Annotated in this window: 12 protein-coding genes; 5 read left to right on the plus strand and 7 right to left on the minus strand. The window is 69.7% G+C overall.

Going from position 1 to position 18,329, the window contains the following annotated elements; translation table 11 throughout:
• Window positions 1-23: 23 nt before the first annotated feature.
• A complete protein-coding gene (locus tag ACX114_RS25605; RefSeq protein WP_459288680.1) occupies window positions 24-515 on the minus strand; it encodes a hypothetical protein in 492 nt (163 codons plus the stop codon).
• 282 nt (window positions 516-797) lie between these two features.
• Window positions 798-1,238, minus strand: a complete 441-nt coding sequence (locus tag ACX114_RS25610) for a hypothetical protein (protein WP_459288681.1) — start codon at window positions 1,236-1,238, stop codon at window positions 798-800.
• 192 nt (window positions 1,239-1,430) lie between these two features.
• Between ACX114_RS25610 and ACX114_RS25615 the strand changes: the two genes are divergently transcribed.
• Entirely contained in the window at window positions 1,431-2,888 is a 1,458-nt protein-coding gene (locus ACX114_RS25615; protein ID WP_459300276.1) for a hypothetical protein, read from the plus strand.
• A 73-nt stretch (window positions 2,889-2,961) separates the two neighbouring features.
• Complete coding sequence (locus ACX114_RS25620) at window positions 2,962-3,678, plus strand: Bax inhibitor-1/YccA family protein (protein WP_459288683.1); 717 nt, start codon at window positions 2,962-2,964, stop codon at window positions 3,676-3,678.
• A 53-nt stretch (window positions 3,679-3,731) separates the two neighbouring features.
• On the opposite strand, the gene ACX114_RS25625 is transcribed toward ACX114_RS25620, so the two are convergent.
• Window positions 3,732-4,067 (minus strand): (2Fe-2S) ferredoxin domain-containing protein, encoded by a 336-nt coding sequence (locus ACX114_RS25625; protein ID WP_459288685.1) that lies wholly within the window; start codon window positions 4,065-4,067, stop codon window positions 3,732-3,734.
• Window positions 4,068-4,648: 581 nt separating this feature from the next.
• Between ACX114_RS25625 and ACX114_RS25630 the strand changes: the two genes are divergently transcribed.
• A complete protein-coding gene (locus ACX114_RS25630) occupies window positions 4,649-7,456 on the plus strand; it encodes a vitamin B12-dependent ribonucleotide reductase (protein WP_459288687.1) in 2,808 nt (935 codons plus the stop codon).
• A gap of 82 nt (window positions 7,457-7,538) precedes the next feature.
• On the opposite strand, the gene ACX114_RS25635 is transcribed toward ACX114_RS25630, so the two are convergent.
• From ACX114_RS25635 to ACX114_RS25650, 4 genes are all read right to left on the minus strand, one after another.
• Window positions 7,539-11,582 carry a GspE/PulE/PilB domain-containing protein gene (locus ACX114_RS25635; RefSeq protein ID WP_459288689.1) on the minus strand — a complete coding sequence of 1,348 codons (4,044 nt, stop codon included), beginning with the start codon at window positions 11,580-11,582 and terminating at the stop codon, window positions 7,539-7,541.
• Window positions 11,583-11,734: 152 nt separating this feature from the next.
• Complete coding sequence (locus ACX114_RS25640; protein ID WP_459288691.1) at window positions 11,735-14,116, minus strand: kelch repeat-containing protein; 2,382 nt, start codon at window positions 14,114-14,116, stop codon at window positions 11,735-11,737.
• Window positions 14,117-14,163: 47 nt separating this feature from the next.
• Complete coding sequence (locus ACX114_RS25645; RefSeq protein ID WP_459288693.1) at window positions 14,164-15,558, minus strand: undecaprenyl-phosphate glucose phosphotransferase; 1,395 nt, start codon at window positions 15,556-15,558, stop codon at window positions 14,164-14,166.
• 218 nt (window positions 15,559-15,776) lie between these two features.
• A complete protein-coding gene (locus ACX114_RS25650; RefSeq protein ID WP_459288695.1) occupies window positions 15,777-16,907 on the minus strand; it encodes a glycosyltransferase in 1,131 nt (376 codons plus the stop codon).
• Between the two features lie 92 nt (window positions 16,908-16,999).
• On the opposite strand from ACX114_RS25650, the gene ACX114_RS25655 reads away from it, so the two are divergent.
• Entirely contained in the window at window positions 17,000-18,070 is a 1,071-nt protein-coding gene (locus tag ACX114_RS25655) for a glycosyltransferase family 4 protein (RefSeq protein ID WP_459300278.1), read from the plus strand.
• The gene (locus ACX114_RS25660; RefSeq protein ID WP_459288697.1) at window positions 18,067-18,324 is read left to right on the plus strand and encodes a hypothetical protein; all 258 of its coding nucleotides are present in this window, start codon (window positions 18,067-18,069) and stop codon (window positions 18,322-18,324) included. Before ACX114_RS25655 ends, ACX114_RS25660 begins: the two co-directional genes overlap by 4 nt.
• Window positions 18,325-18,329 lie beyond the last annotated feature (5 nt).

The raw sequence follows: 18,329 nt of genomic DNA on the forward strand, positions 1-18,329 counted from the left end.
TCCTGAGACAGGGAAAGGATTGGTCAGTGGTCGTGGTCGTGCTCGCCCGACTCCTCGATGACGAGCGACACCGAGGACAGGGTCGAAGGCCCGAAGGTGAGCGTGTGCGTGCCCACGGTGAGCGGCACGACGTAGCGGCCCTTGATGTCCGTGCAGAGCGAGGAGCTGGTGGCGCTCTCCTCGATCTCCACCGTCGCGCCGCTGCCGTTGGTGACCGTCACCGGCACCGTGGCGCTCGTGTAGAGGACGTAGTCCGTGGCCTCGGAGACGGCGAAGGACACCGCGCCGCCCTTGCCGCCGGCGACGTCCACCAGTGCGATGTCGTAGCGCTTGTGGTCGTTGCTCACGGCCGGGCCCGCGCCGCTGGCGGCGGCGGTGACGGCGGTGGCAGGGCCCTCCTGCAGGTGCTCGCAGCCCTCCTCGTCGACGTGGGCCTCCTCTTCGTCGTCGCCACCGCAACCGGCGGCGAGGAGGGCGGTGGACAGCAGGAGGGCGGACAGAAGCTTCTTCTTCATGATGGGGACTCCAGGGACACGGGGATGGACTGCGGGAACTCCAGCCACACGGACCGCACGCGCACCGCCCCCCGGGGGGAGCGACGGCGAAGGACCGGACGGGGCTGGAAGGAGGGACCGCGGCACGAAGCGCGCACCGGTGCACGTGGCCGGAGGTTCCATGCGCGTGCGGCGGATCCGTTCAGCGAACGGGAACGCACACGGCCTGGGCTCCGGTGGCCACGGCACACCCCGGCCCACGAACACACGGGGGGCCAGGACGGCGGGCGACGGCGGCGGAGACTAGACGCGCGGCGGCGACGACTTGGGCGCGAGCCTCAACAGCGCGACGGGTGCCGCGTGGAAGCGGAACACCGCCAGCGCCGGGCTGGAGCGCGTGGAGACCGCGGCCATGACGGGCGCGGACTCGGCCGGAGGCAGTGCCTCGCGGCGGAAGAAGGCGTGGTGGCAGTGGGCCTCACCACCGTGGGGCGTGGCCTTCGACACCGGCGCCCGGGCCACGCGCGCGTCGTCGAAGGAGAGCTCCTCCTCCAACGGGCCGTCATGGGAAGACGCATCGCTCACGTGCATCACGTCCCCGTGCTCCAGGCACGTGGTGTGCTGCACGAGCGCGAAGTGGAGCACGCTGCCCACATACACCAGCACGCACACGAGCACCCACGGCAGCGCCAGCAGGCGCGGCAGGGAGCGACTCGTGCTGGGGTGGCGTCGGAGGCGGCTCACGTCCACTCGGTCTCGAAAAGCAACTCAGTTGTTTTTAAGCGACCTCCCCGCGCGGTGCAAGCCGGGACGCCCTGGCCCCGGCCCTGGCTCGGGTTGGAGGGCGAGGTGGCGGACACGGGAACACCCCAGGGACCCGCGGGTTGTGGACCCACGAGCCCCTGGGGTCGTAGGTTCCGCGCCGTGCACGAGCTCATGGATGTCCTGCGCAGGCAGGCACACTATTTCGGACCGGAGCTGGCGAAGACCGCCTACCAGCGCGGCCTCGCGGTGACGAAGCTGGATGGCAGCACCCAGCCCATCCCCATCACCGCCACGCCGGTCATCCTGGACGCCGAGGAGATCAAACGCCGCTCGCTGCTGTCCGCGAAGCTGGCCTCCGCCACGATGAAGATGACGCGTGCCGTCCTCGGCGGTCCGGACGCGGAGCTGCTCCTGGGCGCGCTGTCGCCGCTGGAGCGCCGCCTGGCGCTGGCCACCTGGGAGGCCAGCCGCAAGCTCGCCACCACGCGCGTGGACTACTTCGTGTCCGGCGGCCGGCCCTGGGCGCTGGAGGTGAACGCCACCATCCCGGCCATGCAGGGCTATTCGGACATCGCGGCGCGTACCTTCATCGAGGTGGTGGCGCGGCACCTGCGCTATCCGGAGAAGGCGATTCCCACGCTGCTCACGCTCAACGGCAACAACGCGCTGGCGCTCTACCGCGCCCTGCTGGACGGCTACGCGGCCGAGCGCCCCGGAAAGATGCCGGACACGGTGGCGCTGCTGTGCCGCAAGAACGACGCGCAGATTTCGGAGCTGCGCTGGCTGTGCGAGCGCTTCCGCGAGTTCGGCGCGGACGCGGACGTGGTGCATCCGGAGGACGTGTCCGGTGACGACGCCTTCACGGTGAACGGCAAGAAGTACGACCTGGTCTACCGCCACCTCTTCGTGCGCCGGCTGGAGCAGAACCCCGCCCCCTGGGTGGAGGACTTCCTCTCCGTCGTCCCGGGCAAGAAGGCCGTGTTCCTCAACCCGCCCGCCTCGCAGGTGGAGGTGAAGACGACCTTCGCGCTCCTGTCGCAGGCGGTGACGGACGCGTCGCTCGCCGAAGCCGCGGGCCTCACGCCGGAGGAGCTGGAGGCGGTGCGCGAGTCCGTGCCCTGGACGCGCCCCTTCCGCCACGGGACCGGCGTGGATCCGGACGGCGCGAAGGTGGACGACATCGTGGCCCGCGTGGCCCGGGAGCCCGCGCGCTTCGTGCTCAAGCGCGCGTGGGACTACGGCGGCAAGGCCGTCTTCCTCGGCCGCTCCGTGGGCACCGTGCCCTACGAGGAGCGCGTGAAGGGCGCCTACGGCGAATCCAAGACCTGGGAGCAGCTGTGCGAGCGCGCCGCCACGGACACGCAGGGCGGCGGCTTCGTGGTGCAGGAGGTGGTGGACACGCAGCCGGAGGAGCACCTGCTCTGCGGCACGAACCAGGTGCTGCCTACCTCCTTCTTCGTGGATTACTCGGCGTACGCGTCTGTTGGGCTCGCGAAGCAGCCCGCGTGGGGCGGGGTGTGCCGTGGGTCCATGTCGGAGATCGTCAACATCGTGGGCGGCGGTGGCGTGCTGCCCCTCATCACGACGGAAGTTGCTTCGAAGCTTTTGCTGGCCTGGAAGGCCCTTTAAGGCGTCCTCCAAGGGTCCTCGTTAGACAGAGGCCGGGACGAAGCGGTCCCCGGCCCGAAAGGAAACGGAACACATGGCGTGGGAATCTTCAGGTGGCTGGCAGGGCGGGCAGGCAGGCTCGGTGGACGACGTCCTGGTGCAGGAGTCGCAGCGCGCGTTCATGTCGCGTGTGCACGGCTGGATGTTCGCGGGCCTGGCGCTCACCGGCGTGATGGCGATGGTGACGCTGGCCAATGAGACGCTGCTCCGCATGGCGGTGCAGAACCGGATGGCCCTGTTCCTGGTGCAGCTGGGCGTGGTGTTCGGCCTGTCCATCCTGGCGCCCCGGCTGTCCGGCCCGGTGGCCGCGGTCATGTTCGCGGGCTACGCGGCGCTCACCGGCGTGACGATGTCGATCATCTTCCTCATCTACACGGCCAGCTCCATCGGCCAGGTGTTCTTCATCACCGCCGCGACCTACGGTGCGATGGCCGTCTACGGCACCGTCACGAAGAAGGACCTGAGCAGCTGGGGCACGTTCCTCTTCATGGGGCTCATCGGCATCGTCATCGCCGGCCTGGTGAACATGTTCGTCAAGAGCAGCGCCGTGTCGTTCGTGACGGCCTGCGCGGGCGTGCTCGTGTTCGCGGGCCTCACCGCCTACGACGTGCAGAAGCTGCGTGACTACCACGCGGGCACGGGCTTCAAGAGCGCGACCGCGGTGAGCATCGTGGGCGCGCTCACCCTCTACCTGGACTTCATCAACCTGTTCCTGTCGCTGCTGCGCCTGCTCGGCAACCGCCGCGACTAGTTCCAGGTTTCAACGCGGTTCCCCAAGGCGGGGCGCGAGGCGGGAGACCGCCTTCAGCGCTCCGCCTTCTTGTTGAAGGGCATCAGGAGCCGCTCCACGGGGCGGCCCTGCACCAGGTGCTCCTCCACGATGGTGGGAACGTCCTCCACCTTCACGCCGCCGTACCAGGTGCCCTCCGGGTAGACGACCACGGAGACGCCGAAGGCGCACGTGTCCACGCAGCCCGCCGCGTTGGCGCGCATGCTGCGCTTGAGACCGCGCTTGTCGAGCTCCTCCTTGAAGGCGGCCTTCACCTCCTCGCCTCCCTTGGTGGCGCAGCACCCCTTGGGGTGGCCGTCCGGGCGGCGGTTGGTGCAGACGAAGACGTGGCGTTCGAAGGGAGGCGGCATGGTTCGCCTCCTAACGCGGCCGAGCGTCGAAATCGACGGCGCCGTTCAGCAGGCGACCGTCCAGGTCCGCCCCACCCGGCCCTTTTGTCGCGGGGGCGTTGGAGCGCTCCTACGCTCGGCGCACGGACTGGCAGCAAACATCCATCAGTGATCACAAGCGCTTGGAGCGACGCCCTTCCGCTCCTGTCCGATTTCGCAGGGTCATGGCCATACATTGCCAGCCACAGCAGCCATTGCCACCCGGGCCGGGGTTATTAGATCAGCCTTGGACGCAGATCAGAGCACCTCGGACTGTCCACCAAATGATGTGTGTAAGAGGCGCTCTGACACTAGGTATAGGGGAGCAGGGGATGTTGACGGACCCCACCAGCGATCATATGGATCCGCCCCCTCGGTCGGTGGGCAGTCAGGCCGGGGCCCGGATTCCAGCGGTGGGCCCGCTGGCTTCTGCCCATCCCGGACCTTCCCAACGCTGCCGTCCCCGTGCCTGGAAGTGATCATCGGATCCCCTGGGATCTCGCGGCGTTGGCTATTTTGCAAATTTTGCATCAGCACTCTCAGTGAATCTGGAGGTGGGCGTCATGGAGAAGGAACTGAGTGGGAAGCCGGTGGTGGGTGGCAGGGAGTCGCGGCGCGGTGGCCGTGCGAAGGGCAAGGCGGCGACGGCCTCCACGGGGCTGACCGTGGAGCGCTTCTTCACGACGCCCGGGGTGGATCCGGCGGACGAGCTGGCGTGGGAGTACCGCAGCGCGAGCATCAAGGGCGAGGACGGCAAGGTCGTCTTCGATCAGAAGGACATCGAGGTCCCCAAGTCCTGGTCGATGCTGGCGACGAACGTCGTGGCGTCGAAGTACTTCCGGGGCACGCCCGGCACGCCCGAGCGTGAGAACAGCGTGCGCAAGCTGGTGGCGCGCGTGGTGGACACCCTCACCCGCTGGGGTGAGGACGGGCACTACTTCGCGTCGGCGGTGGACCGCGAGGCGTTCCACGCGGAGTTGACGCACCTGCTGTTGCGCCAGAAGGCGGCGTTCAACTCGCCCGTCTGGTTCAACGTGGGCGTGGAGGAGCACCCGCAGTGTTCGGCGTGCTTCATCAACAGCGTGGACGACAACATGGAGTCCATCCTGGGGCTCGCGCGGACGGAGGGCATGCTCTTCAAGTACGGCAGCGGCACGGGCTCCAACCTGTCCAGCATCCGCGGCAGCAAGGAGCTCTTGGCGGGCGGCGGCACGGCGTCCGGCCCGGTGTCGTTCATGCGCGGCTTCGACGCCTTCGCGGGCGTCATCAAGAGCGGCGGCAAGACGCGGCGCGCGGCGAAGATGGTCATCCTCAACGCCGAGCACCCGGACATCCTCGAGTTCATCCGCTGCAAGTCGAACGAGGAGAAGAAGGCCTGGGCGCTGATTGAGGCGGGCTACGACCCGTCCTTCAACGGCGAGGCCTACGGGTCGGTGTTCTTCCAGAACTCCAACAACTCCGTGCGCGTCACCGACGACTTCATGAAGGCGGTGGTGAACGACGGCCCGTGGCAGACGCGCGCGGTGCGCGACGGCCAGGTGATGGAGACCTACAAGGCCCGTGAGCTGTTCCGTGAGATCGCGGAGGCGGCGCACCTGTGCGGCGACCCGGGCCTCCAGTACGACACCACGGTGAACGCGTGGCACACGTGCTCCGGCACGGCGCGCATCAACGCGTCCAACCCCTGCTCCGAGTACATGTTCCTGGATGACTCGGCCTGCAACCTGGCGTCGCTGAACCTGATGCACTTCCGCACGCTGGAGGGTGGCTTCGACGTGGCCGCCTTCAAGCACGCGGTGGACGTGGTGCTGCTGGCGCAGGAGATCATCGTCGGCTTCAGCCGCTACCCCACCGAGCGCATCGCGAAGAACAGCCACGACTACCGCCCGCTGGGCCTGGGCTACGCGAACCTGGGCGCGCTCCTGATGGCGTCCGGCCTGCCGTATGACTCCCCTGCCGGCCGCAACCTGGCGGGGGCGATTACGTCGCTCATGTGCGGCGAGGCGTACGCGATGAGCGCGCGCATCGCGGAGAAGCAGGGCGCGTTCGCGGGCTACGGCAACAACGCGGAGCCCATGCTCGGCGTCATCCGCAAGCACCGCAAGGCGGCGTACCAGCTGCCCGTGGACGGCGTGAGCGCGGACCTGCACGCGGCGCAGAAGGAGTCGTGGGACGACGCGCTGGCGCGCGGCATGGAGCACGGCTACCGCAACAGCCAGGTGACGGTGCTGGCGCCCACGGGGACCATCGGCTTCATGATGGACTGCGACACCACCGGCATCGAGCCGGACATCGCGCTCATCAAGTACAAGAAGCTGGTGGGCGGCGGCATGCTGAAGATCGTCAACCAGACGGTGCCGCTCGCGCTGGAGAAGCTGGGCTACCCGCAGACGCAGGCGCAGGACATCATCGCGTACCTGGACAAGCACGACACCATCGAGGGCGCTCCGCACCTGAAGCCGGAGCACCTGGCGGTGTTCGACTGCGCGTTCAAGCCGTCCAAGGGCCAGCGCAGCATCCACTGGATGGGCCACATCGAGATGATGGCCGCGGCGCAGCCGTTCCTCTCCGGTGCCATCTCCAAGACGGTGAACCTGCCGAACGACGCCACGGTGGAGGACATCGAGAAGGCGTACATCGAGGCGTGGCGCAGCGGCCTGAAGGCCGTCGCGGTGTACCGTGACGGGTGCAAGCGCACGCAGCCGCTCAACACGTCGCAGGACAAGGCCCCGGAGGCGAAGCGCGCGGTGGCCGCCGAGCCCGCTCCCGCCGTGACGCCGGAGCCCAAGGCGCTGCGCCGCCGGCTGCCGGACGAGCGGCAGTCCATCACGCACAAGTTCTCCATCGGTGGCCACGAGGGCTACCTGACGGTGGGCATGTACGAGGACGGCAAGCCGGGTGAGCTCTTCGTCGTCATGGCGAAGGAGGGCTCGGTGGTGAGCGGCCTGATGGACAGCTTCGCGACCAGCGTGTCGCTGGCGCTCCAGTACGGCGTGCCGCTGCAGGTGCTGGCGGACAAGTTCTGCCACACGCGCTACGAGCCGAGCGGCTTCACGGGCAACCCGGCCATCCCCATCGCGAAGTCCATCACGGACTACATCTTCCGGTGGCTGTCGCTGAAGTTCCTGCCCACGGAGCCCTGCGCGGACGACGTGGAGGTGACGCCGGTGGAGGAGGCCCGTCCGGAGCCGATGACGCAGGCGGCGGTGCCGGCCCAGGTGGGGACGCTGCAGCTGTCCGCGATGAACTCGCGCAGCACGTACCTGAACCAGGCGGACGCCCCGCCCTGCCACCAGTGCGGCGCCATCACCGTGCGCAGCGGCGCCTGCTACAAGTGCACGAACTGCGGCACGACGACGGGCTGCAGCTGAGCGCGTCCGTGACGTGACGTGAGAAAGGGCTCCGGGGCTTCAGGCTCCGGAGCCCTTCGTGTTTCAGGGGGCGCGTCGTGTTTCAGGGGAAACGGTGGAGGCGGGTGCAGATCTCCACGGCCCGGTCCGCGATGCGGCCCAGCTCCTCCAGCATGGCGACTTCGAGAGGCGCGGGGCCGTGCTCGGCGACGAAGAAGGCCACGGGCTGGCCGCGCGAGTGCAGCGGGAAGACGAGCAGGTGGGACTCGGACTCGCCGCACAGCGCGGAGAAGATGGCCTCGTCCTGGGGGACCTGCGGGGCGCTGAAGACGCTGGGGCTGGGGCCGTTCAGTGCGGAGGTTAAGAGGGACGGCGTGTCCAGGTCCACCTTGAGCGCGGTGACCTCCGGACGGTCGCTGCCAGGGCCCCAGGCACGGCCCACGCGAGCGAGCCCGAAGCTGTCACCCAAGAGGAACGCCCGGCGGAAGCGGCCCGCGCTGTAGGCCAGCAGCACCTTGCCGACCATGCCCTGCGAGTCCGCGGTGTCGAGCGCGGAGAGGACCTGTTCGGCGGTGACGGCGGGACCGTCCGCCGGCGTGTCGGTGGACGCGCTGGCGGCGGCGAGCAGGGCCTGGGCGGGGTCCACCTGCGCGGCGGCCTGCGGCTGCCACGGCTGCTGCATGAACTCCCACGCGGAGGCCAGGGCCACGCCGTCCTCGGAGGCAACAGGCGCGGCGGCGGGGACGTCCAGGTCCACGACGCGGTCCGCCCAGGTGGTCTCCGCGTTGTGGCCCACGGCGCCCTCCCCTTCCCCGCCGCCCTGCCAGCCTACGAACTCCCACGTGGAGGCGAGCTGCATGGGCTCCTCGGAGGAGGTGGGCAGGTCGTCGAGCGCGATGGGCGTGCGGTCGCGGACGGGCGCCGGGGGCGCGGCCACGAGGCGCGGCTTCGGCAGGGCCACGGCCTCCTCTTCGTCCGAGGGGCTGGGGGCTTCCGAGGGAGAGACGAGCGCGACGTCGAACTCCGGGGGGACTTCGGCCCGGTGCTCCTCGGTGGGCGCGGAGTTCACTTCGTCGGCCTTCGGTGCGGCGGCGACCTGCCAGGACTCGGCGTCCGGAGACGTGGAGGGCTTCTGCGAGTCTCCCGCCAGGCTGAACTCAAGTGCGTCGGCTTCGGAGTCCTGTGGGGCGGAGGCGGCAATGACAGACGCGTCCGGAGCGTCAGGTGACGAGAGGCTCTGCTGCTTCGAGGCTTCGACGGCGACGGGCACATCCAACAGCCCGTCATCCTTCGGGGCGTCAGCGGCGGGCGCGGGTGCAGCCTTCGCGTCCGGCGCGGATGCGTCCGGCGCGGCGTCCCGGACGGGTTCCGCCTCGGGGATGGCCTGCGGCTCGTGCGGCCGGACGGATAGCACCTCATCCACACCGAGGACGTCCGTGGCTCCGGTGGCCTGCCTCTTGGCGGACAGCACCTCATCCACGCCGAGGATGTCCGTGGCTTCGGCGGCCTGCGCCTTGGCGGGCAGCACCTCTTCGACGTTGAGGACGTCCGTGGCTCTGGCAGCCTGCGCCTTGGCGGACAGCACCGATTCAACGTCGAGGGCGTCCGTGGCTCCGGCGGCTTGCGCCTTGGCGGACAGCCCCGCTTCAACGTCGAGGATGTCCGAGGCCTCAGCGGCTTGCGGCGCGTGCGGCACGGAGGACATCACGTCTTCGACATCAAGGATGTCCGTGGCTCCGGCGGCTTGCGGCGCGTGCGGCACGGCGGACATCACGTCTTCGATGTCGAGGATGTTCGTGGCATCGGCGGCTCGGGGCTCATGCGGCTTGGCGGACAGCACTTCTTCGACGTCGAGGACATCCGCGGCATCGGCCGCTGGAGCCTCTCGCGGCGCGGCGGACACCGCGTCTTCGACGTCGAGTTCATCCGCGGCTTCGGGGAGGGGTGACTCCGCGGACACGGCTTCCACATCTTCGAAGATGTCGTCGTCGGAGAGATCATCCCCGGTCAGGACCGCCGCGGCCTCGGGAGCGGCTGCGACAGGTGCGGCGTCGCTCGGCTTGGGACTCGGACTGGCGTCGGCGTCAACGAGAAGCTCGGCGTCCAGCACCAGATCGGACAGCGATGAACTCGGAGCGGGCCTGGAGGCGTCAGCCTTCGCGTCCACCGGTGCAACCGAGACGTCCGAAGTCACCTGCTTCGCGGGAGAGGACTCCGCGAATGCATCGCCCCACTCTCCTCCGAGGTCCGGCACCGGATCGCTGGCTGCCGGGACCTGTACGGAAGAGGCCGCCGTAATGGATTGAGTGACTCCAGATGGACGTCGAGCCGCTGGGGGCTGGGCGCCACCAGAAGCCAGGTCCATGACAGGGATTGAGGCGCCCGCGCTGTCCGGAGCGAGGCCCACGGCGCCACTCGCGTTCCCAGACAGGCCTGGAGAGGCAGGAGCAGCGCTCGGAGGGCCCGACTGTCCTTGAGCCGTCCCGGACGACAGGCTTCCGGCCGGCACATTCATCGCCCCTTGGGCCATCGAGGCCGGAGGCACGGCGACAGGGCCAGGAGCACCTGGACGAGACGGCGGAGCGCCAGCAGCAACCGCGGGCACGACTCCCGATGGAGGCCCCTGCCGCGGAGGCACACCCGGAGGAAGCGGCTGTCCACCCGCGACAGGCCGCCCCTGCACGGCGTTGGGAGGCACGGCGCCAGGAGGCCCCATCGGACGCGCACCCGGAGGAGTCCCGACACCGGGAACCCCAGGCGCGGTCGGAGGACGCTGTCCCGGAGGAACAGGCCCCGCGCCACCTGGCGTCATCATCACTGGCGCGTTCGTTCCCGGAGGAGGCCGAGGCGCCGCTCCCGGAGGCATGCCTGGAGCTCCCGGCGGAGGCCCTGCCCGGACCATGCCCGGAGGCATCGGTGCGCCAGGAGGCCCCACCGGTCGCGGCCCCGGAGCACCTGGAGCGGCGGGCCGCATGCCCGGAGGCGGAGTCTTCGGAACAGAGGGGATTCCCGTCGCGGAAGGCCGAACCGCCGGAGGCACGGGACCCGCCCGCCCGATCATCCCGGGAGGCTGCGCTCCCGGAGGAGGCGCCGCACGCGGAGGCATCCCGCCACCCGGCGGGACCGTCCCAGGCGCGACGCCCATCGGCGCCGCACCCGGAGGAACCGCTCCAGGTGGAACCACCCCGGGCGCCACTCCCATCGGCGCGGCACCCGGCGGAACCGCCCCAGGCGCGACTCCCATCGGAGCAGCTCCAGGCGGAGGTGCTCCCGGAGCCACCGGCCCGGGCGCGGGCATCCCAGGAACCACCGGCGGAAGCCCACCCTGCCGGGCCACCATCCCCGGAGGCTGTGCCACCAGCCGCGGCGGCGCGCCCGGAGGACTTCCACCCGGCCGAGCCGCCTCAATCACAGGCGGTGCCCGCATCGGCTCGCCCATCACGATGTCCGGCAGTTCCTCACCGACGATGGCCGCGTCGGAGATGTCCGCCTCGGCCTCCGGATCCTCCGAGTCATCACTGAGGAACTGTCCCGGCGCGAGCCCGCCGAACATCCCCGCGACCTCCGGCTCCGCGCGCACAGGCGCGGGCGGAGGCGGCACGGCCGGCGGCGGCACGACCACCGGCGGCGCCGCCATGACCACGGGCGCCACCGCCGCCATGGAAACCGAACGGCGCGCGGGCAGCGGAATGGCCGGCTTCAACGGGCGCGTCGGCCGGTCGATGTCGTAGCGCTTGCTCAGGTAGTGGAACAGCCGCAGCTCCGGCACCACGTACGGGACGATGCGCATGCCGGTGATGAACCCGAGCGCATCCGTGGTCTGCAGGTCCAGCGGGTTGGCCATCGCGACCTTCAGCCGCCGGCCCTCCACCGCGAGCGGGAACGCCTGGTGCTTCTCCGCCTGCTCCGCGGTGAGCAGCTTCAGCGTCGCGTCCGTGACGGCGTCGAAGTCCGCCTCCATCGCGACGGGCAACCGGGTCAGCTCCCCCAGCACCATGCCCACCGTCTCGATGTCCAGGAACCCCAGCTCCACGAGCCGGGAGCCCAGCCGGCCTCCGTGCACGAGCTGCGCGCTCATGCCCTGGTCCAGCTGCGCCTGCGTCAGGAGGCCCTTGCGGACCAGCGTCAATCCCAGCTTGTCGCCCATGTCGGCCCGCAGTCTAAACGGCTTCGCGGTGCCAATGAGAGGGTGCGCGAGAATACGACCTGCGCGCCCGTCGTGAACGCCTGCCTGCCTCGGACGCGGGTCCCAGGCCCCGGTGCGGGCGCACCCGGAGCCCCGGGTTGGGAGGAGAGACCCTACTCTGTGTAGAGCTCCGCGGAGCTGTGGGTGGCGCCGGAGTAGCCGCCCGCCACCAGCACCTTTCCCGTGGGCAGCAAGATCGCCAGGTGGCCCTCACGCTCGATGAGCATGTTGCCCGTGCGCGTCCAGGTGCCCAGGGCCGGGTCGAAGATCTCCGCGATGTTCGTGGGGTAGGAGTCGTTGGTGATGTAGGCGAACCCACCGGCCACTAGCACCCGGCCCGAGGGCAGCACCGTCGCGGTGTGGTTCACGCGGCCGATGGCCAGGTTCCCCGCGCTCGTCCACTGACCCGTGCCCGGATCGTAGAGCTCCGCCGTCGTCGTCCAGAGCGTGCTCGAGGGGCGGCCGTACCCGCTGGTGACCAGCACGCGGCCATCCGGGAGCGTCGTCTGCGTGTGACCGCGGCGGCTCACGGCCATGGACCCCGTGGACTTCCAGGTGCCAGGGGAAGGCGTGTACAGCTCCGCGGTCGCGAGATAGCTGCCCGTGGGGCTGTCCCCTCCCGTCACCAGCACCTCTCCCGAAGGCAGCAGCGACGCGGCGGAGAAGTGGCGCGGCACGGCGAGGCTTCCCGTCGCGAGCCACCGGTTGGTGGCGATGTCGTACAGCTCCGCGCTGGCGAGCTTCGTCCGGGTGCCGCCGGACCACAGCTCGCCGCCCAGCACCAGCACGCGGCCCGTGCCCAGCAAGAAGGCGTGGTGGGAATCGCGCGCGACGCCCATGCTGGCGGCGACGGTCCACGTCCCCGTCAACGGGTCGTACAACTCCGCGGAGGCCAGCGAGTCGCTGGTGCTGTTGGCCGCGACCTGCCCACCCGTGACGAGCACGCGGCCATCCGGCAGCAGCGTCGCGGTGTGCTCGGCGCGACGAATGAACAGGCTGCCGGTGGGCTGCCATGTGCCCGTGGCCGGGTCATGGAGCTCCGCAGAGGCCAGGCCTTCCCACGTGGCCGTCTTCGTGTCGTATCCCCCTACCACGAGCACCCGGCCGTCCTTCAGCACCGTGGTGGTGTGCCGCACCCGCGCGAACGCCATGGCCCCCGTGCTGCTCCAGCCCATGGGGCCGCAGTCCGGCAGGCCGGTGAGGGTGAACTGCGCGCCCGTGTCCAGGCCCAGGATGTTGCTCACCGAGACCCGGACGAGGGGCTGCGGATCGCCCCACGCGAGGCAGGCGGGAGGCGTCCACGGGACTTCGCTGGACGTGGTGCCGTGGGTGGGCGTGCCCACCTTGCCGACGGTGGCCGTCCACTTGAAGGTCAGCGGGCTGTTCTGCCCATCCCGCGCCATCACGCGAAACGTCATCGGGCCCGGCCCCACCACGGGCACGGTGGCCCCAGCGGGCGACGTGCTGACGATCTCCGGGCGGAAGTGCACGGCGCCGCAAGGTCCCACGCACAGGCCCAGGGTCCCCTGGGCCACCCCGCCCCGGCCGTCGCTGACGGTGACGGTGACGGGGCAGAGGGCGCCGGGGGGCCCCGAAGGAAAGCGAGACTCGCCGGGAATGAAGGTCGCGGTGGCGGACGTGGCGTTCGTCCACGATCCCGGGCACGCGGAGGTCCACTGAAAGAAGAGCGGGTCCCCGTCCAACTCGACGACGGACGCCGTCAACTCCGTGGGTTTGTTCACCTCCACCCGAGGATCCGCGAGCGTGATGTTCGTCACCTGAGGCCAGGTGTTGAGGCTCGCGCTGAGCACTGCGCTGCCCCGACCGGAAGTCACCGTGAACGAGAAGGACATCACCGAAGACGCACCGTATGAGTCCGTGACCTTCAGCGTCATGCGGAAAGCGCCCTCCGTCTCTGGAGCCGTCCAGGCCGTCGCGGACGTCGTCGGCGAGGAGAGCGTGCCGGCTTCGGCGCTCCAGCCATACATGAGCGTGTCGCCGGGGGTGTCGGTGACGTTGGCGGTGAACTGGACGGTGCCTCCCGGCGCGACGGTGCTGCTCGACGCGACGATGGAGTGGATGCTCGGCACGGCGTTGTCGAAGGGCGGCGGCTTCGTCACCGGCTGGAGGGTCAACGCCACCGCGACCGGCTGCTCTCCGCTGAGGGTGACGTCCTGGGCCTGCCCCTCGAACTGCTTCACGCCGGACGCGTCGAAGGCCTGCGCGGTGAAGAGGCGCTGAGAGCCCACCGGGATGGCGGCAAGGGTCCCGCTCCAGTTCCCGTCCCCACCCTTCGTCAGCGCGCCGGAGACGGCCGCCATGTCCGGCGCCGTCACGCGGACGGTCACCTGGGTGATGGCCTCCGCCCCCGCGGCGCCCTGCACCATCGCCACCAGCTGCGCGCTGCCCGTGGACGGCTCCGAGCCGCAGCCCGCGAGTGCCGCCCAGAGTCCCAGCAGCAGAAAGAGCCCCCGCCTCTTCCAGATGTCTTGCATGGCCCGGACGCTATCCGAGCAGGCGGGCAGCACCAATGGCCTGGCGATCAGTACGCGTTCTTCGACAGGAACCCACCCAGCGCGGTGCGCAGGAGGATCTTCAGGTCCATCAAGAGCGACCAGTTCTCGATGTAATAGAGGTCGTACTCGATGCGCTTCTGGATGGACGTCTGGCCGCGCAGGCCGTTGATCTGCGCCCAGCCGGTGATGCCCGCCTTCACCTTGTGGCGCAGGTGGTAGCGCGGAATCTGGCGCTTGAACTCCTCGATGAATACGGGCCGCTCCGGGCGCGGGCCCACGAGGCTCATGTCGCCCCGGAGCACGTTGAAGAACTGGGGCAGCTCATCCAGCGAGTACTTGCGCAGGAACGTGCCCACCGGCGTGCGGCGCGCATCCACGGCGCTGGCCATGGTGGCGCCCTGGGCCTCCGCGTCCACGCGCATGGTGCGGAACTTGAGGATGTGGAAGGTCCGCCCGTCCATGCCCATCCGCTCCTGGTGGTAGAGGATGGGCCCCTTGCTGGTGAGGCGCACCAGCACGGCGGTGAGCACCATCAGCGGCGCGCTCACCGCGATGGCCACCAGCGAGAAGAGCACGTCGAACACGCGCTTGGCCACGCGGCTCCAGCCGTCCATGGGGTCGCCCTGGAGGCTGATGATGGGCAGGCCGCCGAACTCCTCCAGGCCGCCATACAGGGTGATGTACTGGTACAGGTCCGGCACCACCTTGACGTCCACGGTGCGCAGCGCCAGCTGTTCCATCAGCGGCTTCACGCGCGCCTGGTCCTCCAGCGGCACGGCGATGATGACCTGATCCACCGGGTGGGCATCCAGGTAGGCCTCCACCTCGCCCACGTGGCCCACCACGCGCACGCCGCCCACCCACTGGCCGACCTTCTCTTCTTTCAGCGACAGCACGCCCGTCACGCGGAAGCCCAGCTCGCGGTGGCTCTCCACGGTCTCGATGGTGCGCAGCCCCAGCTCCTCTTCACCAATGACGAGGATGGACTTGAGGTTGAAGCCGCGCCGGCGCACCTCGCTGAGCAGGTGGCGCATGACCATGCGCGACAGCGCGATGAGCGTGAACGCGTAGACGACGAAGATGGCCAGCGTGAGGCGCGAGTAGCGCTCGCGGATGAAGTACGTCACCGCCACCAGGACGAGCGTCGCGGTGATGGTGGCCTTGAAGAGCTCGAACAGCTCCCCCATGTGCGAGCGCGCGCGGTTGGTCGCGTACAGCCGCGCCCGCTGGAACGTCATCGGGAAGATGACCAGCACCATCACCAGGGAGACGAAGGTCTCGGCCGGGGGCGGGATGCCCTCGGTGATGGGGAACACGCCGCTGAAGCGGGTGAAGTACGCGAGCACGAACGCCACCGCGAGCATCCCCGCGTCGGCGGCGACCTTGATGGACGTGTAGAAGCGCTGCAGGCGACCAAACACCGCGATGACTCCTGACGGGGGACGAGGACCGTCCGTCGGATGCAAGACACGCACCCTGAGCCCCGGGAGCCCTCAAGCGCCCGGGCCCCTCCCCCGGCGCGGCGTCCTATCACGGGTTTTCCCGTGAAACCAAGGGGTTGCACCGGAGGGCAACGGACACAATCCGACACGCCGGGCGGGCAGGCCTCGGGAAACTGGGGAGGGCGCGGACAGCGCTGTCACACCGCTGGGGAGGACGGGGACATGCCGAGCAGGGCGTCCACCTCCGCCTGGATGGCCTGCTGGAAGCGGGCGCGGCTGAAGCGCTCGGCCTGGGCGCGGGCGTCCTGTGGCCGGAAGGACGGCTCCCAGGCGTCGAACTGGCGCACGGCGGCGGCGAGGGACGCGGGGGTCTGCTCCGGGAAGAAGAGACCCGTCCTGGGAGTGACGGTCTCCAGGGCGCCGCCCTTGCCGAAGGCGATGACGGGGCGGCCGGTGGCCTGGGCCTCCAGGGGGGTGATGCCGAAGTCCTCCTCGGGGGTGAAGAGGAGCGCGCGGGCGTCGCGGTAGAGGGCGGGGAGCGCGCTGTCCGGCACGTTGCCGAGGAACCGGATGTGGGGCGGGAGCGGACCGGACGTGAGGCGCGAGGCTTCCTGTCCCGTGCCCACGACCCACAGCGGGGTGTCCAGGTTGCGGAAGGCCTCCAGGGCGACGTCCAGGCGCTTGTAGGGGGCGAAGGCGCCGAGCCACAGGAAGTAGCCGCCCTGCCCTCCTCCTTCGAGCGGCACCTGGGTGAAGCGTTCGAGTTCCACGGGGGGCGGGACGACGGAGGCATCGCGGTCCCAGAAGCGGCGGATCTTCCCGGCGATGTGCCGGGAGTTGGCGACGATGCGGTCCACGCGCTGGGTGGAGGTGCGGTCCCAGTGCTGGAGGTAGGGGCGCACGGCGAGGGCGGCGGCGCGCACGGGGAGGCGGGTGCGGCCGGGGCCGAAGTACTCGTCGAACAGGTCCCACATGTACCGCATGGGCGCGTGGACGTAGCTCAGGTGGGGCACTCCGGCAGGCGCGTGGATGCCCTTGGCGACGCAGTGGCTGGAGGACAGGACGAGGTCGTAGTCGCCAGTGATGCGCAGGGCTTCGATGGCGCGGGGGAACAGCGGCAGGAAGTGCCGGTAGCGCGAGTGGATGCCGGGGATGTGCTGGAGGAACGACGTGGTGATGCGCCGGTCCTCGATGCGCGGGGACTGGCTGCCCGGCTGGTGGATGAGGGTGTAGAGGTCCGCGGAGGGGAACAGTTCGCAGAGGGCGTCGAGGACGCGTTCTCCGCCGCGGTGGGTGACGAGCCAGTCGTGGACGAGGGCGACCTTCACGGCCAGGCCTTCTAGCACTGGCGCGGCGGTGCGGGGGCAAGCCAGCGTGTGGTAGGCCAGGGAGCGTGCCTTCTGTCCTGCTCGACTTGAGAATGGTGCGCGGTCAGCTCCACGGCATCGCGAGGTACGCGCTGGAGCTGGCGCGCCGGCTGCCCGCCCTGGCCCCGGACCTGGAGTTCTCCGCGCTGGTGCCCGCGAAGGGCCTTCCGGACGACCTGGGCGAGCTGACGCCGACGATTCCCCTGCACCGCTCCAGGGCCGGGTACCTGTCACCAACGGAGCAGCCGCTCCTGGCGTACGAGCTGACGAAGCTGAAGCCGGACCTGTTCCACGCGACGTCGTTCTCATTGCCCCTGTTCTGGCCGGGCAAGTTGGTGGCCACGTTGCACGACGCGAACCACCTGGCGCTGGCGGACCAATACACGCCGGTGCAGGCCATTTATTACAAGGCCGTGGTGGGCCCACGGGCGCGTTTGGCGACCGCGCTGATCACCGTGTCTGACTTCTCCCGGGAGGAGCTGGGGAAGTACCTGAAGATGTCGCCGTACCGGTTCCAGGTGATCCACAACGGAGTGGATGAGCGGTTCCAGCCGCCCACGGCGAGCGAAGCGAAGGCGTTCCGGGAGCGGCATGAGTTGCCGGAGCGGTACATCGCGGTGGTGGGCAACGCGAAGCCGTTCAAGAACCTGGCGATGCTGGGCAAGTTCGCGCCGGACCTACCGGTGCCCCTGGTGCTGCTCGCGGGCAAGGGCGCGGTGGCGCACGAAGTGGACCTGCACGAGAACGTCATCGACCTGGAGCAACTGCCTGAGTCGGAGATGCCGTTGTTCTACGGGGCCGCCACGGCGCTGCTTGTGCCGTCGAAGTACGAGGGCTTTGGATTGCCGGCGCTGGAAGCCATGGCGTCCGGGTGCCCTGTCATCGCGGCGGACACGACCGCCTTGCCGGAAGTCGTAGGGGACGCAGCGCTGCGAGTCTCTCCCGACGATGTGAATTCTTGGCATGAAACAACGCTTCGTGTGCTCAGGGACGAGAACCTGCGCCGGAGTCTGATGGAGCTGGGTCGAGAGCGAGCAGCCCGGTTCACCTGGGACCGATGCGCGCAACAGACCCTCGGCGTCTTCAAGCGAGCCCTTCAAGGAAGACAGCAGGTGCGGCCATGACACTGAGGCGCAAAGGGACGCGGCGCATTGTCGTCGAGGGGATGAACTTTCGCTGGACGGTGGCTCCGAACGATGAGCCTGGCCTCGGTATCGTCGTCGAGCGCGAGTCGGGAGGCGGCCAGCGCATGCTGACCTGGGTGGAGCATGGAACGATCATCGCACCGGGCCTCGTCAGGGATGCCATCCTCCACGCGCTCAAAGAAGGCTGGACCCCTGAGCTGCCAGGGGGCGAGCGGGTCTTCCGGCGCAAGTGATTATG

The organism is Corallococcus sp. M7, from assembly GCF_054512695.1.

What these genes read in the sequence shown, in the direction of transcription:
- ACX114_RS25605 (WP_459288680.1), bottom strand. Translation starts at nt 515, where the DNA reads ATGAAGAAGAAGCTTCTGTCCGCCCTCCTGCTGTCCACCGCCCTCCTC.
- ACX114_RS25615 (WP_459300276.1), top strand. Translation starts at nt 1,431, where the DNA reads ATGGATGTCCTGCGCAGGCAGGCACACTATTTCGGACCGGAGCTGGCG.
- ACX114_RS25620 (WP_459288683.1), top strand. Translation starts at nt 2,962, where the DNA reads ATGGCGTGGGAATCTTCAGGTGGCTGGCAGGGCGGGCAGGCAGGCTCG.
- ACX114_RS25625 (WP_459288685.1), bottom strand. Translation starts at nt 4,067, where the DNA reads ATGCCGCCTCCCTTCGAACGCCACGTCTTCGTCTGCACCAACCGCCGC.
- ACX114_RS25630 (WP_459288687.1), top strand. Translation starts at nt 4,649, where the DNA reads ATGGAGAAGGAACTGAGTGGGAAGCCGGTGGTGGGTGGCAGGGAGTCG.
- ACX114_RS25635 (WP_459288689.1), bottom strand. Translation starts at nt 11,582, where the DNA reads ATGGGCGACAAGCTGGGATTGACGCTGGTCCGCAAGGGCCTCCTGACG.
- ACX114_RS25640 (WP_459288691.1), bottom strand. Translation starts at nt 14,116, where the DNA reads ATGCAAGACATCTGGAAGAGGCGGGGGCTCTTTCTGCTGCTGGGACTC.
- ACX114_RS25655 (WP_459300278.1), top strand. Translation starts at nt 17,000, where the DNA reads ATGGTGCGCGGTCAGCTCCACGGCATCGCGAGGTACGCGCTGGAGCTG.
- ACX114_RS25660 (WP_459288697.1), top strand. Translation starts at nt 18,067, where the DNA reads ATGACACTGAGGCGCAAAGGGACGCGGCGCATTGTCGTCGAGGGGATG.